This is a genomic window from Nocardioides piscis (genome assembly GCF_011300215.1).
GTDB lineage: Bacteria > Actinomycetota > Actinomycetes > Propionibacteriales > Nocardioidaceae > Nocardioides > Nocardioides piscis.
The window spans coordinates 3,011,306-3,025,112 of sequence record NZ_CP049866.1 but is presented as its reverse complement, the minus strand read 5'-3'; the positions used below and the strand labels follow the sequence as shown (position 1 = coordinate 3,025,112).

Annotated in this window: 14 protein-coding genes; 10 read left to right on the top strand and 4 right to left on the bottom strand. The window is 69.8% G+C overall.

Annotated features, from left to right (window positions below):
- Positions 1-287 precede the first annotated feature (287 nt).
- Positions 288-1,763, bottom strand: coding sequence for an FAD-dependent oxidoreductase (locus tag G7071_RS14835; RefSeq protein ID WP_166320022.1), 1,476 nt, complete (start codon positions 1,761-1,763; stop codon positions 288-290).
- Positions 1,764-1,904: 141 nt separating this feature from the next.
- On the opposite strand from G7071_RS14835, the gene pafA reads away from it, so the two are divergent.
- From pafA to G7071_RS14790, 9 genes are all read left to right on the top strand, one after another.
- Positions 1,905-3,266 (top strand): Pup--protein ligase, encoded by a 1,362-nt coding sequence (gene pafA, locus G7071_RS14830; RefSeq protein ID WP_166320021.1) that lies wholly within the window; start codon positions 1,905-1,907, stop codon positions 3,264-3,266.
- A gap of 112 nt (positions 3,267-3,378) precedes the next feature.
- Positions 3,379-4,347, top strand: a complete 969-nt coding sequence (locus G7071_RS14825; protein WP_166320019.1) for an FKBP-type peptidyl-prolyl cis-trans isomerase — start codon at positions 3,379-3,381, stop codon at positions 4,345-4,347.
- Between the two features lie 24 nt (positions 4,348-4,371).
- Entirely contained in the window at positions 4,372-5,343 is a 972-nt protein-coding gene (locus tag G7071_RS14820; RefSeq protein WP_166320017.1) for a helix-turn-helix transcriptional regulator, read from the top strand.
- Positions 5,340-6,320: a helix-turn-helix transcriptional regulator gene (locus G7071_RS14815; protein ID WP_166320015.1), complete on the top strand. Its 981-nt coding sequence runs from the start codon at positions 5,340-5,342 to the stop codon at positions 6,318-6,320. Before G7071_RS14820 ends, G7071_RS14815 begins: the two co-directional genes overlap by 4 nt.
- A 34-nt stretch (positions 6,321-6,354) precedes the next feature.
- Positions 6,355-6,636, top strand: a complete 282-nt coding sequence (gene tatA, locus G7071_RS14810) for a Sec-independent protein translocase subunit TatA (protein ID WP_166320013.1) — start codon at positions 6,355-6,357, stop codon at positions 6,634-6,636.
- Between the two features lie 24 nt (positions 6,637-6,660).
- The gene (gene tatC / locus G7071_RS14805; protein WP_246210046.1) at positions 6,661-7,500 is read left to right on the top strand and encodes a twin-arginine translocase subunit TatC; all 840 of its coding nucleotides are present in this window, start codon (positions 6,661-6,663) and stop codon (positions 7,498-7,500) included.
- Positions 7,501-7,513: 13 nt separating this feature from the next.
- Entirely contained in the window at positions 7,514-7,927 is a 414-nt protein-coding gene (locus G7071_RS14800; RefSeq protein WP_166320011.1) for a hypothetical protein, read from the top strand.
- Positions 7,928-7,969: 42 nt separating this feature from the next.
- Positions 7,970-8,842, top strand: coding sequence for a diacylglycerol kinase (locus tag G7071_RS14795; protein WP_166320009.1), 873 nt, complete (start codon positions 7,970-7,972; stop codon positions 8,840-8,842).
- Positions 8,839-11,649, top strand: coding sequence for a DEAD/DEAH box helicase (locus tag G7071_RS14790; protein ID WP_166320007.1), 2,811 nt, complete (start codon positions 8,839-8,841; stop codon positions 11,647-11,649). The genes G7071_RS14795 and G7071_RS14790 overlap by 4 nt, the downstream gene beginning before the upstream one ends.
- Here G7071_RS14790 and G7071_RS14785 read toward each other — a convergent pair.
- The 3 genes from G7071_RS14785 to G7071_RS14775 are packed head-to-tail and all read right to left on the bottom strand — an operon-like array spanning position 11,628 to position 13,182.
- A complete protein-coding gene (locus G7071_RS14785; protein WP_166320005.1) occupies positions 11,628-11,966 on the bottom strand; it encodes a hypothetical protein in 339 nt (112 codons plus the stop codon). The two genes, G7071_RS14790 and G7071_RS14785, sit on opposite strands and share 22 nt — an antisense overlap.
- On the bottom strand, positions 11,948-12,253 hold the full coding sequence (locus tag G7071_RS14780) for a hypothetical protein (protein WP_166320003.1): 306 nt from the start codon (positions 12,251-12,253) through the stop codon (positions 11,948-11,950). The genes G7071_RS14785 and G7071_RS14780 overlap by 19 nt, the downstream gene beginning before the upstream one ends.
- A 17-nt stretch (positions 12,254-12,270) precedes the next feature.
- Positions 12,271-13,182: a 5'-3' exonuclease gene (locus tag G7071_RS14775; RefSeq protein ID WP_166321179.1), complete on the bottom strand. Its 912-nt coding sequence runs from the start codon at positions 13,180-13,182 to the stop codon at positions 12,271-12,273.
- A 56-nt stretch (positions 13,183-13,238) separates the two neighbouring features.
- Between G7071_RS14775 and G7071_RS14770 the strand changes: the two genes are divergently transcribed.
- Positions 13,239-13,691, top strand: coding sequence for an Lrp/AsnC family transcriptional regulator (locus G7071_RS14770; RefSeq protein WP_281351682.1), 453 nt, complete (start codon positions 13,239-13,241; stop codon positions 13,689-13,691).
- Positions 13,692-13,807 lie beyond the last annotated feature (116 nt).

The window sequence follows — 13,807 nt, the reverse complement described above, 5'->3', positions numbered from 1 at the left end:
CGATCGCGGACCCGAGCAGCCCGACGCACCCCAGCCGGACGACACCAGCGGGGCCAGGCCCCCGTCTGCGCCCGCGACCGACGACCCGGCAGACCCCACCGATCAGGTGAGCGGAGGCATCCCCCCGCTGGAGAACCCGATGACCGGTGCTCCCCACCATTCAGACCCGGCGCCGACAGGTCCGCCCACCGCACCGGCGCCGGCGCCCCAGCCCCCGCCCGTGGCGCCACCGGCTCCGCCCCAGCCCCCGCCCGGACCGTCCCAACCCCCGCCGCCGGGGAGCCGGGTCAGATCTGACGCAGCGGCTCGGTCGTGGGGCCCTCGAGCACGGACCCGTCGGGGGCGAAGCGTGATCCGTGGAGGGGGCAGTCCCAGGACTTCTCGGCGTCGTTCCACGTCACGATCCCGTGCAGGTGGGGGCACACGGCCGAGACCTCACGAGTCTCGCCCGCAACGGTGCACCTGGCGATCGGGGCGAGACCCCGGCGCGTGACGACACCCTCGCCCTCCTCGGGTCGGTCATCGTCCGTGGCGACGGCTGCGTCGAGCCAGCCGCGCGCCATCTGGAAGCCGACGGAGCCGTTGGCAACCAGCGCCTTGGGCAGCCCGGTCGCCTCCCACGGTGACCAGCTGCTCATGGCCGCCGAGTCCGGCTGTGTGGCTCCGGTGATCTGCGCCGTGAGCAGCTCGGCCGCCGCCGGAGCATTGGTGAAACCCCACTTGTCGAAGCCGGTCGCGACCAGGATGTGGCCGTCGTGGGGCAGGAGCGGCCCGACGTATGGCAGCTCGGCGGCCGGCCCGTGGTCCTGGGCCGACCAGGTGTGCGTGACTTCCGTGGCGCTGAGCTCGGTTCGCGCCCAGTCGAGCAGGCCTGCCAGCTGCTTGGCCTCCGAGCTCGTCCGACCCGTGACGTGGCCGTGCCCACCGACCAGGAGCAGGGGAGCACCGTCGTGGTCCACCCGACGGATCGAGTGGCTGGGGGAGTCCGCGGAGAGATACATGGCGTCGGGCACCCATCCCGGACGCAGCGCCGCTGCGTAGGACCGCTGGGGCACGAGCCGGGCGAAGAAGCCGCCCCGGTCGAGGATGGGCATGCTGGTGGCGATGATTAGGTGGCAGGCCGTCACCGACCCAGCCTCGGTCTCGGCCCGGACCCCGGGGGACTCATGGCGCACGCGACGCACCCGGGAGTGCTCGAACAGCTGACCGCCGGCGTCGATCAGCGCCTGCGCCAGCGCGTCGACCAGCTCGACCGGGTGCATCTGGAACTGGTCGCCGAGGCGGATGGCTCCTCGTATGGCGAAGGGCAGCTCGGTCTCGTCGGTCCACTCCACCGGCAGGCCGACCTGTTGGGCCACCTCGAGCTCGCGTCGGATCTGCTTCTCGCCGCTGCGGCCGGTCGCATAGGTCAGGGCGGCCTGGTCGTCCACGGGCACGCCGTGGTCGAGGCAGAAGCCGCGCAGCCAGTCCTGGCCGCGGCGGTTGGCGTCGACGTACGACCTGACGAGGTCTTCGCTGCGACCACGCCGGATCCGGGACAGCTTCGTGCCCTGCAGCAGGCTCACCTTGGCGGTGGTGTTGCCAGTGGTGGCGGCGCCGGCGGTCCGTGCCTCCAGGAGCACCACGGATCGGCCAGCGCGGGCCAGCAGCAGGGCGGTCACGAGTCCGGTGACGCCAGCGCCGACCACCGCCACGTCGCAGGCGACGTCGTCGTCGAGGGTCGGTCGGGTGGGGCGGGGTCGATCGAGCCACAACGAGGTCATGCCCCGTGTCTACCCGATCAACGCTCGCCCAACCCCTGCTGGGCCCCAGGACCGGGCCGGCGAACCGCGACAGGGCCTCAAGTTGTCCGATTGCTTGATTTCATCCCCCGCTGCCGTGGCATCGCGGACTAGGGTCTGGTCATGGACCGGCGGATCTTCGGGATCGAGAACGAGTACGGCGTCACGTGCACGTTCAAGGGGCAGCGCAGGCTGAGCCCGGACGAGGTCGCGCGCTACCTGTTCCGCAAGGTCGTGAGCTGGGGGCGGTCGAGCAACGTCTTCCTCCGCAACGGCGCGCGGCTCTATCTCGATGTCGGCAGCCACCCCGAGTACGCCACCCCGGAGTGCGACGACATCGTCGAGCTGGTCACGCACGACAAGGCGGGGGAGCGGATCCTCGAGGGACTCCTGCTGGACGCCGAGCAGCGCCTCCACGACGAAGGCATCGCGGGCGACATCTATCTGTTCAAGAACAACACCGACTCGGCAGGAAACTCCTACGGCTGCCACGAGAACTACCTCGTGGGACGCGCAGGCGAGTTCAGCAAGCTCGCCGACGTCCTGATCCCGTTCCTGGTCACCCGGCAGATCGTCGTCGGTGCCGGGAAGGTCACCCAGACGCCGCGGGGTGCCTCCTTCAGCGTCTCCCAACGAGCAGAGCACATCTGGGAAGGCGTCTCCAGCGCCACCACCCGCAGCCGACCGATCATCAACACCCGCGACGAGCCCCATGCCGACGCCGAGAAGTATCGACGCCTGCACGTGATCGTGGGTGACTCCAACATGAGCGAGACGACCACGATGCTCAAGGTCGCCTCCTGCGACCTGGTGCTGCGGATGATCGAGGAGGGCGTCGTGATGCGCGACCTCACGATGGAGAACCCCATCCGCGCGATCCGGGAGATCTCCCACGACATGACGGGCCGACGCAAGGTCCGGCTCGCCAACGGCAGGGAGGCGAGCGCGCTGGAGATCCAGGGCGAATACCTCGGGAAGGCCCGCGACTTCGTCGACCGGCGACAGATCAGCACCCCGCTCATCGAGCAGGCCCTCGACCTGTGGGAGCGCGGACTGAAGGCCGTCGAGTCCGACGACCTCGGCCTGGTCGACCGCGAGCTCGACTGGGTGATCAAGTGGAAGCTGATCGACCGCTACCGCGCCAAGCACGGCCTCCCACTGGGGCACCCGCGGATCGCGCAGCTCGACCTCGCCTACCACGACATCCACCGCGGCCGAGGCCTCTACTACCTGCTCGAGAAGCGGGGAGCCGTCGCCCGGGTGACCACCGACCTGAAGATCTTCGAGGCCAAGAGCGTCCCACCGCAGACCACCCGGGCCCGTCTGCGGGGCGACTTCATCCGCCGGGCGCAGGAGCGCCGCCGCGACTTCACGGTCGACTGGGTCCACCTCAAGCTCAACGACCAGGCCCAGCGCACCGTCCTCTGCAAGGACCCGTTCCGGGCCTTCGACGAGCGGGTGGAGCGGCTCATCGAAGGCATGTGAGTCGTCCCCAGCGCTCGGCGCAGCCACGCACTCGACACACTCAGGTTCGGCTCAGCCCCGCCGGATAGGGTGACCGCGCTGTCCTGCTCCCCAGATGATTGGTTCTCCCACCGTGCCCCGTCTCGCTGCCACCGCCCACCCGCGCCGCTCCCGTCTCGCCGCTGCGGGCGGGGTCCTGCTGCTCTCCACGCTCGGGCTGTCGGCCTGCGGCGACGACGAGGGCGGATCCGGGAGCGAGCAGGCTGCCGGCCTGAGCAGCCTCGAGGTCAGCGGAGACGTCGGCAAGGCACCCGAGGTGACGTTCGACGGGCAGGTCAACCCCGACGAGATCGAGACCGAGGTCCTCACCGAGGGCGACGGCGAGACGCTCGAAGCCGGTGACGGCGCGTTCGCCCACATCTGGATCGGCAACGGCTACACCGAGTCCGAGGTCTACAGCACCTATGAGACCGAGACGCCCCAGCTGCTCAACGGAGAGATGTCCGAGCCGTTCAAGCTGGCGATGGAGGGCCACAAGGTCGGGTCCCGGGTCGCCGTGGTGAGCAGCGCGGAGGATGCGTTCGGCGAGTCCGGCAACCCGCAGCTCGGCATCGGCAACAAGGACGGTGTCGTGTTCGTCGTCGACCTGATGGGCAAGGTCATCGACGAGCCGGCCGGCGAGGACCGCGAGCCCGCCAAGTGGGCGCCCAGCCTGGTCGAGTCCGACGGTGTCATCACCGGGTTGGACTTCGCCGACGCCAACAAGCCGAGCAAGAACCTCCTCGACACCACCCTCATCAAGGGCGAGGGCGCAGTTGTCGAGAAGGGCCAGACCATCGCGGTGAACTACCTCGGCCAGGTCTACGAGGCCAAGAAGCCCTTCGACGAGAGCTACTCCAAGGACCCGACCTCGTTCAAGATCGGTGTCGGCGCGGTCGTCACCGGCTGGGACAAGACCCTCGTCGGCAAGACCGTCGGCTCGCGGGTGATCCTCTCCATCCCGCCCGCGGACGGATATGGCCCCCAGGGCAACGAGGGCGCCGGGATCAAGGGCACCGACACGCTGTTCTTCGTGGTCGACATCCTCGGCACCACTTCCTGAGTCGCGAACGGTCAGGGGAGCGGCATGGCGGAGAAGTCGGAGCGGTTGCTCAACCTCTACATCATGCTGCTCGCCCAGACCCGGTTCGTCTCCAAGCAGGACATCCGCCGGGCCAACTACGCCGAGCACCCTGACTCCGCGCGCGGCAACGAGGCCTTCGAGCGTGCCTTCGAGCGGGACAAGGAAGACCTGCGAGAGCTCGGTGTGGTGATCGAGGTCGGATCTCTCGACAACTACTTCGAGGACGAGCCGGGTTATCGCATCTCGCCCGACAGCACTGCGCTGCCGGAGATCCGGTTCGAGGCCGACGAGGCGGCGGTCCTGGGCATCGCCGCCCGCGCCTGGGAGCAGCACACCCTGGCGCGCGCCACCACCGAGGCGATGCGCAAGCTCACGGCCCAGGGCGTGGAGGTCGACGCGACGCGCCTCGACCTGGTCCCGCCCAGCCTGCGGGCCGAGGAGCCGGCCTTCGACGCGTGCTGGGAGGCGACCCAGAAGCGCCGGGTCATCACGTTCGACTACCAGCGACCGGGCGAGGAGCCTGCCACCCGTCGCCTCCAGCCGTGGGGAGTCGTCCGATCCTCAGGACGCTGGTATGTCGTCGGCCTCGACATCGACCGTCAGGCCGAGCGGGTCTTCCGGCTCTCCCGGGTTCGCGGCCGGGTCCGGCTCGGTGGACGGACCGAGGCCTTCGACCTCCCGGACGGCGTCGACGTCGCTGCGATCGCCGACCGTCTGGCCCACCGGGCCCCGGACGTCGAGGCGACGGTGCTGCTGCGGCAGCGGACCGGGGTGGCGCTCCGGCGCACGGCCGACAGCATCGAGGAGGACGTGGCCGGACCGGACGAGCTCTCGACCTGGGACCGCCTGGTCGTCCGCGCACCGTCTCGTGAGCTCGTCGACCAGGTGCTGACCCTGGGTGCCAACGCCGTCATCGAGAGCCCGACCGATGTCAGAGACTCCTTGGTGTCGCGACTGAGCGAGGTCGTGCGATGACGCCTCCGGTGCACTCTGCGCGCGAGCAGGTGGGACGTCTCCTGGCGCTCGTCCCCTATCTCCACCAGCACGGGGAGGTGCGGGTCTCCGAGGCTGCCGCCGCGCTCGGCGTCGAACCGGCACAGCTCGACAAGGACCTGCGGGTGCTGTTCATGTGCGGACTTCCCGGGGGCTATCCGGACGACCTGATCAACGTCGATCTCGACGCCCTGGAGGGCGAGGGAATCATCCGCGTCGACAACGCCGACTACCTCGCTCGCCCGGTCCGCTTCGGGCCCACCGAGGCCGCGGCCCTGGTGGTCGCCCTGCGCGTCATCGCGCAGAGCGCCTCTCCCGAGACCGCCGAGGTCGTCGAGCGAACCCTGTCCAAGCTGGAAGCGGCAGGGGCGGCCTCCATGCACGACCAGGTGCACGTCGACGCCGATCCGGACCCCGGGTCCGAGCTGCTCCCGGTGTTGCAGGCTGCGATCGACCGCGGCCGCCAGCTCGAGATCACCTACTACGTCCCGAGTCGCGACGAGCAGACCACCCGAGTGGTGGAGGCGCGAGCGATCACCCGCGTCGGTGACGCCTCCTACCTCGACGCCTGGTGCCACACGGCCAACGGCGACCGCGCGTTCAGGATCGACCGGATCCTGGCCGCGACCGAGCTCCCTGAGCCTGTCTCGGAGCGCGCCGGCGGAGCACGTGACCTGTCGGACGGCTGGTTCAGCGGGGGAGACACCGTCCAGGTGACGTTGCGGCTCCAACCGCCCGCGCAGTGGGTGCCGGAGTACTACGCGGTGACCAGCAGTGCGCCCGGCCCGGACGGCTCGCTGGACGTGGTGCTCGACGTCGCCAGCGAGGCGTGGCTGCGACAGCTTCTCTTCCGCGTGGCGCCCGATGCCCGTGTCGTCGAGCCCCCAGAGTTTGCCGAATCGTTCATCTCAGGTGCGCGAGCCACTCTCTCCCTCTATCAGGCTGGCGGCGTAGGATGAGTCACACAGCCGTCCCAAGAGCTTGGAGCAACCCATGATCAACCCGCAGTTCGGTATGCCCCAGGGCATGGAATGGCTGATCATCCTGGCGATCGTCGTCCTCGTCTTCGGCGCGGCCAAGCTGCCCGAGCTCGCGCGCGGCACCGGTCAGGCCCTGCGGATCTTCAAGACCGAGACCAAGGGCCTGCACGACGACGACAAGAAGGACGCGCAGACGCCGCCTGCCGCGCTGCCGCCGACCTCGACGACCCAGGCGCAGCCGGTCGAGCAGTCGGATGTCGAGCCGGAGTCCCGCGCTGACAAGCACACCGGCTGAGCCGGACCGCAGCAACCGACACACGTGAGCTTCGTCGGACGGTTCGCCCGTCTCTACTCGACCAAGCCCTCGCAACCCATCGGACCGGGCGGCCAGATGGCACTGGGCGACCACCTGCGCGAGTTCCGTGGACGGGTGTTGCGAGCCGGGACCGTGATGATCCTGGTGCTGATCGTCTCGCTTCTCTTCTTCGACCAGATCTTCGACGTGGTCTACGGCCCCTACGACAGCGCGCGGCAACGTCTGGACGAGGGCACCACCATGCCCACGACCAGCGGTGCCGGTGGTCCGCTGATGCTGCACCTGAAGCTGTGCGGCTTCACGGCGCTGGTCCTGACGGCGCCGTACTGGCTCTATCAGGTCTGGGCGTTCATCCTGCCCGGACTGCACGCCAATGAACGCAAGTGGTCGCGGATCTTCATCGCGGTCGCCGGTCCGCTGTTCCTCGTCGGCGTGGTCCTGGGCTACGTCACGCTCGCCAAGGGCCTCGAGGTGCTCATCGGGTTCACCCCGGAGGGCTTGTTGAACATCGTCGACTTCAATGACTACCTGCAGTTCTTCACCCGCACCCTGCTCGTGTTCGGCCTTGCCTTCGAGATCCCGGTGTTCGTGGTGATGCTCAACCTGGCCGGGATCGTCAGCGGCAAGACCCTCGGCGCCCACCGTCCGTGGATCATCGTCGGGATCTTCGTCTTCGCTGCGGTGGCGACGCCGTCGGCCGACCCCTTCACGATGACGTTCATGGCCGTGCCGATGGTGATCCTCTACTTCATCTCCGAGGTCGTCGCGCGCTGGAACGACCGCCGCAAGGCCGCACGCTCCGTCAACGCGGGACTGTCGCCCGACGAGCTCTCGCCGATCTGAGGTCGACGAGCCGATGACCGCCCCTGCTCCGCTGGCCGACGTCGATCCTTTCGACCTGCCCGACTGGCTGGGAACGGGTGAGGTGATCTGGCACGCCGACGAGGGCCTGCGCTCGGGACACGTCGTGGCCGGTCGGCTCGTCTGCGGTGACGACGCGCTGGTCTGCGACCTCCTCGCCGTGGACGAGGCATTCCCCGTCCCGGTCGCCGACGACGCCACCCGCCACCGTGCCCACCAGGCCTGGCGGCACGGGCAGGTCCTCCTCGGGGAGGCGGCTGGCCGTCTGACCCTGGCCGTCCCCGGCACCCGGTTCGACGCCGAGCTGGTCCTCGACGCGCTCGCACGCCTGGCCCGAGCAGTGGGCGGGTCACCGGACAACATGGCAGCGCTCCTGCGGATCGGTTCCGAGAAGCCGACCCGCCGCTGACGGGAGGCCGGTCTGCTGCCCTGCGCTGGATAGGGTCGCGGCATGGCCCGCGAGATCGCTCTGATCACCAACCCGACGGCGGGCAAGGGGAAGGGCGGTCGCTACGGCGACGCGGCCCTGGGACGTCTGCGCGACAGCGGTCTGGTGGTGCGCAACCTGCAGGGGCGAGACGGCGACGAGGCTCTCGACCTGGCCCGTGCATGCGTGTCCGACGGCGTCGAGGCGCTGGTCGTGTGCGGCGGTGACGGACTCGTCCACCTGGGCGCGCAGGCGGTGGCCGGCACCGGTGTCCCGCTCGGCATCATCCCTGCCGGCACCGGCAACGACGTCGCCCGCTACTTCGGCCTGCCACGCAAGGACCCGGTCGCCGCCGCCGACCGCGTGATCGCGTCGAGGACCCGCACGATCGATCTCGCCCGCGCCGGGTCCAAGGTCTTCGTCACGGTGCTGGCCGCCGGCTTCGACGCAGTCGTCAACGAGCGAGCCAACGAGATGAGCTGGCCGCGGGGCCAGATGCGCTACAACATCGCCACGCTCGCAGAGCTCCGCACCTTCCGGCCGCTGCGCTTCTCCCTCGACCTCGACGGCCGAGCACTCTCCCTCGACGCGATGGTGGTCGCAGTCGGCAACGGGCCGTCCTACGGCGGGGGCCTGCGCATCGCCGAGGGAGCCCTGCTCGACGACGGTTTGCTCGACGTGGTCATCATCAAGGAGATGACGAAGGCCAAGCTGGTCCGCACCTACCCCCGACTCTTCTCGGGGACGCACGTGACGGTCCCCGAATACGAGCACCACCGCATGCGGTCGGTGACGGTCGCCGCGCCGGGCGTCGTGTCCTATGCCGACGGCGAGCGGTTCGGCGAGCTGCCGTTGACCATCACCTGCGAGCCCGGTGCGATGGCGGTGTTCGCATGAGTGAGCACGAGCTCGATCGGGAGCTGTCGCCGTCCGAGCGCTACTCGGCATACGCGAAGAAGAAGGCCCACCCCGTGACGGCCGAGTTCAGTGACCTCTACGCCTTCCCGCTCGACGACTTCCAGGTCCGCGCCTGCAAGGAGATCGAGGAGGGGCGCGGCGTCCTCGTGGCCGCGCCGACCGGGTCCGGCAAGACCATCGTCGGCGAGTTCGCCGTGCATCTCGCCCTCGAGACCGGCCGCAAGTGCTTCTACACGACGCCGATCAAGGCACTGAGCAACCAGAAGTTCAACGACCTCGTGGCGCGCTACGGCGCCGACAAGGTCGGGCTGCTGACCGGCGACAACGTCGTCAACGGCGAGGCCCCGATCGTGGTGATGACCACCGAGGTGCTGCGCAACATGCTCTATGCCGGCTCCCAGACCTTGATCGGGCTCGGCTTCGTGGTGATGGACGAGGTCCACTACCTCGCAGACCGGATGCGCGGCGCCGTCTGGGAGGAAGTGATCATCCACCTGCCCGAGTCGGTCACCCTGGTCTCGCTGTCGGCGACCGTCTCCAACGCCGAAGAGTTCGGCGAGTGGCTCGAGACGGTGCGCGGTGAGACCACCACGATCGTCGAGGAGCGCCGACCCGTGCCGCTCTTCCAGCACGTGATGGTCGGCCGCCGCCTCTTCGACCTGTTCGCCTCCTCCGACGTCGACGCGAGCGCCGGCTTCGTCAAGGAGGGCGCACCCGTCAACGACGAGCTGGTGCGGATCGCGCGCGACGACTGGGCCAGCTCGAGGCTGATGCGTGACCGCCGCTCGCCCCGCAAGGGCAAGCCTGGCTCCTCGAAGAACCCGCGTCAGGTGGGCAACGGGCGGCGGGTGTGGATCCCCAGCCGGGTCGAGGTGCTCGAGCGACTCGAACGGGAGGGGCTGCTGCCGGCGATCGTGTTCATCTTCAGCCGGGTCGGCTGCGACGCCGCGGTCACGCAGTGCCTGGCGGCCAACGTCCGCCTCACGACGAGCGAGGAGCGCGACACGATCCGTGCCTACGTCGAGGAGCGCTGCCGTCATCTGCCCGACGACGACCTGCACGTCCTGGGCTACCACGACTTCCTCGAGGGGCTCAGCCGAGGCGTGGCCGCCCACCACGCGGGGATGCTGCCGGCGTTCAAGCAGTGCGTCGAGGAGCTCTTCGTTCGCGGGATGGTGAAGGCGGTCTTCGCCACCGAGACGCTGGCGCTGGGCATCAACATGCCGGCCCGGACCGTGGTGATCGAGAAGCTCTCGAAGTGGAACGGCGAGACACACGCCGACATCACACCGGGGGAGTACACCCAGCTCACCGGGCGCGCCGGACGCCGCGGTCTCGACATCGAGGGACACGGCGTCGTCCTCTGGCAGCCCGGGATGAACCCGAAGGAGGTCGCGGGCCTGGCCAGCACCCGCACCTACCCGCTCCGCAGCTCCTTCCGGCCCTCCTACAACATGGCCGTCAACCTGGTGCACCAGTTCGGTCGGGAGCGGTCGCGCGAGCTTCTGGAGCAGTCCTTCGCGCAGTTCCAGGCCGACAAGGCGGTGGTGGGTCTTGCCCGCCAGCTGCACAAGGCCCAGGAGGCGCTCGACGGGTATGCCGAGGCGGCGACCTGCCACCAGGGCGACTTCATGGAATATGCCGCGCTGCGCCGGCGGATCTCCGACGTCGAGAAGACTGCCGCTCGCGAGCGTCGCACCGATCGGCGCAACGATGCCGTGGAGTCCCTGTCGAAGCTGAAGCCGGGCGACGTGATCATGGTGCCGGGCGGGAAGTTCGCCGGTTTCGCGGTCGTCATCGACCCCGGGACCAGCGGCTACGAGCCCCGCCCCTACGTCCTGACTGCGGAGCGACAGGCGCGCAGGCTGGCGCCGATGGACTTCCCGACCCCGGTCGTGGCGCTCGCCCGTCTGCGGCTGCCCAAGTCGTTCAACGGTCGCAACCCCGCGATGCGACGTGACCTGGCCTCGGCACTGCGGGCCAAGACCCACAACCTCACGCCACCCCCCGTTCGCCGTACGGCGGCGCGTGACTCCTTCGCCGAGGCGCCGGCCCACGACGAGGTGGCCGCGCTCCGGACCCAGCTCAAGCAGCACCCGTGCCATCAGTGCCCCGAGCGCGAGGACCACGCGCGCTGGGCCGAGCGCTGGTTCAAGCTCACCCGCGACGCCGAGACCCTGAAACGGCGGGTGGAGTCGCGCACCAACACCGTGGCCCGGACCTTCGACCGCGTCTGCAGCGTCCTGACGGCGCTGGACTACCTCGAGGGAGACTCCGTCACCGAGCGGGGTCGCCACCTGCGTCGGATCTACACCGACATGGACCTCGTGGCCGCCGAGTGCCTGCGCGACGGACTCTGGGACGACCTGACGCCCTCCGAGCTCGCAGCTGTGCTGTCCGCGCTCGTCTATGAGGCGCGGCGCGCTGACGACGCCTCCGCGCCGCGCGTGCCGGGGGGCCGGGTGCAGCACGCCCTGGTGGAGACGGTCCGCATCTGGGGACAGCTCGACGCCCTCGAGCGCGAGAACAAGCTCGACTTCCTGCGCGAGCCCGACCTCGGCTTCGCCTGGGCCGCCTACCGATGGGCCGAGGGCGACGACCTCGACGACGTGCTCGGGGATGCCGACCTGGCCGCCGGTGACTTCGTGCGGTGGATGAAGCAGCTGCTCGACCTGGCCGGTCAGGTCGCCGACGCGGCGGGCGATGCACCGCTGCGCAAGACCGCTCGGCAAACGGTGACGGCGCTCAAGCGGGGGGTCGTCGCCTATTCCTCGTTGACGGACTGAGCGACCCCGACCTGGCGCAGGCCCGGCTGACGGCGGCGGATCCACGCCGCCACCTCGTCGGCGTCCGGCCTCAGACCGGGCAGCTCCAGCCAGACGAGCAGCGCGCCGCGTTCGGAGACGCCGGGAACGACGTCGCGGCGGGGGTCGCGCGTGGGCACCCGGCCGGCCACCCGGTCGTCACTGACCGGCACGAACTGGACGTAGCGGCGGGGCTGGATCGGGAGAGCGTGGTCACGTCGGGCCGGGCTGACCACGACGGCCGCGCAGTCGGTCCACGACAGCTGGGCGGGCTCGGGGTTCAGCGGAACGTCGCGCACCGTGATCCCGAGGTCGTCGAGGACCAGCGTGGGGACCCCATCGAGAGGACTCGCCACTTCACCCTGGCCGGCTGGACGGTCCGGACGAGCACATAGGTCGACCAGAGGACCACGATGGCTGCAATGGCCAGGACTGCGGCGTGGCCGGGACGGGACAGCACGAAGGCTGCCGATCCGCCGATGCTGGCCAGGGCCCACAGCGCATAGGCCACTTCCCGGGCGAAGGCCGCCCGGACCAGCGCCGGGTTGGGCGTCACCCGGACGACGAGGGTGCCGGGGGCGTCCATCGGAACGTCTCCTCGCGTCATCTGCCTGCGAGAACTCCGGTCAACCGTTCGACAGGGCTCGTGAGCCCCCAACGCTCGACGAGTGCAGCCAGCGCGTCGGGGTCCCTGGGGGAGTCCGGGAGCGCCGAGTCGACGACCTCCAGGTCGATGTCGCGTGCCACGGCCACGACGGTCGGTGCCACCTCGAGATAGTCCGCCGCCGCGAGGATCTTGCCGCGGGGCCCGGGGCCGAGCCCGGACGCCGGATCGGCCGCTGCTGCCCGGATGCCGGCCATGTCGCCATACTGCAACAGCAGGCTCGCGGCCGTCTTGTCACCGACGCCGGCGACGCCCGGGAGCCCGTCGGAGCTGTCACCGCGAAGGGTCGCGAAGTCGGCATACTGCTGTGGCAGGACCGAGTACTTCTCGACCACGGTGTGCTCGGTGAACCGCTCGTGCTTGCCCACACCGCGGGCGGTGTAGAGGACGCGCACCTCGGCGGCGTCGTCGATCAGCTGGAAGAGGTCACGGTCTCCGGTGACGATGTCGACGGGCATGCCCGCCCCGGTCGCGAGCGTGCCGATGACGTCGTCGGCCTCGTAGCCGTCGGCGCCGACGATGCAGATGCCGAGGGCATCGAGGACGTCGACGATGATCGGGATCTGGACCTCCAACGGGTCGGGGACCTCCTCGATGTCAGGAACCCCCGCGGGACGGGGCGACTCGACGCGGTGCGCCTTGTAGGAGGGGATGAGATCGACCCGCCACTGGGGCCGCCAGTCGTTGTCCCAGCAGCAGACAAGGTGAGTCGGCTCGTACTGCTCGACGAGGCGGCTGATGAAGTCGAGGAGTCCCCTGACCGCGTTGACGGGGGTGCCGTCGGGGGCCTGCACCGAGTCGGGCACACCGAAGAAGGCCCGGAAATAGAGCGAGGCCGTGTCGAGGAGCATGAGTCGCTGTGTGGTCACGCCGGGATCCTGCCACGAGTTCTCGCTAGCCTGAGCGCGTGACGAGCCCCGCAGTGGAGACCACCGACCGCCTGATCCTGTCGCTGCTGGCTGCCGAGGGGCGGATGTCGTTCACCGATCTCGGCAAGGCCACCGGCCTCTCGACGTCGGCGGTGCACCAGCGCGTGAAGAGACTCGAGTCCAAGGGCCTGATCCGGGGCTATGCCGCGCTCATCGACCACGAGCAGCTGGGCCGGCCACTCACGGCGTTCATCTCCATCACCCCGATCGACCCCGCCCAGCCCGACGACTACCCCGAGCGGCTCGTCGAGATCCCCGAGATCGAGTCGTGCTGGTCGGTGGCCGGCGAGGAGTCCTACATCCTCAAGATCCGCGTCGCCACGCCGAGCGACCTGGAGAACCTCCTCGCCCGCGTCCGCGCAGCCGCCAACGTCTCCACCCGGACCACCATCGTGCTCTCCACGGCCTATGAGAACCGTCCGCTCGACTGATTGGCCGGCGTCCCCGGGGAGGTTGCCTCCGAAGGAACGGGCTGTGCGCCGCCTTTCGGGTGCGGGCTATCCGCTCTTGTCGGGGTCCCCGCCCGGGCGGGGACTCCTGCACGTAT

What these genes read in the sequence shown, in the direction of transcription:
- G7071_RS14835 (WP_166320022.1), bottom strand. Translation starts at nt 1,763, where the DNA reads ATGACCTCGTTGTGGCTCGATCGACCCCGCCCCACCCGACCGACCCTC.
- pafA (WP_166320021.1), top strand. Translation starts at nt 1,905, where the DNA reads ATGGACCGGCGGATCTTCGGGATCGAGAACGAGTACGGCGTCACGTGC.
- G7071_RS14820 (WP_166320017.1), top strand. Translation starts at nt 4,372, where the DNA reads ATGGCGGAGAAGTCGGAGCGGTTGCTCAACCTCTACATCATGCTGCTC.
- G7071_RS14815 (WP_166320015.1), top strand. Translation starts at nt 5,340, where the DNA reads ATGACGCCTCCGGTGCACTCTGCGCGCGAGCAGGTGGGACGTCTCCTG.
- tatA (WP_166320013.1), top strand. Translation starts at nt 6,355, where the DNA reads ATGATCAACCCGCAGTTCGGTATGCCCCAGGGCATGGAATGGCTGATC.
- G7071_RS14800 (WP_166320011.1), top strand. Translation starts at nt 7,514, where the DNA reads ATGACCGCCCCTGCTCCGCTGGCCGACGTCGATCCTTTCGACCTGCCC.
- G7071_RS14795 (WP_166320009.1), top strand. Translation starts at nt 7,970, where the DNA reads ATGGCCCGCGAGATCGCTCTGATCACCAACCCGACGGCGGGCAAGGGG.
- G7071_RS14790 (WP_166320007.1), top strand. Translation starts at nt 8,839, where the DNA reads ATGAGTGAGCACGAGCTCGATCGGGAGCTGTCGCCGTCCGAGCGCTAC.
- G7071_RS14780 (WP_166320003.1), bottom strand. Translation starts at nt 12,253, where the DNA reads ATGGACGCCCCCGGCACCCTCGTCGTCCGGGTGACGCCCAACCCGGCG.
- G7071_RS14775 (WP_166321179.1), bottom strand. Translation starts at nt 13,182, where the DNA reads ATGCTCCTCGACACGGCCTCGCTCTATTTCCGGGCCTTCTTCGGTGTG.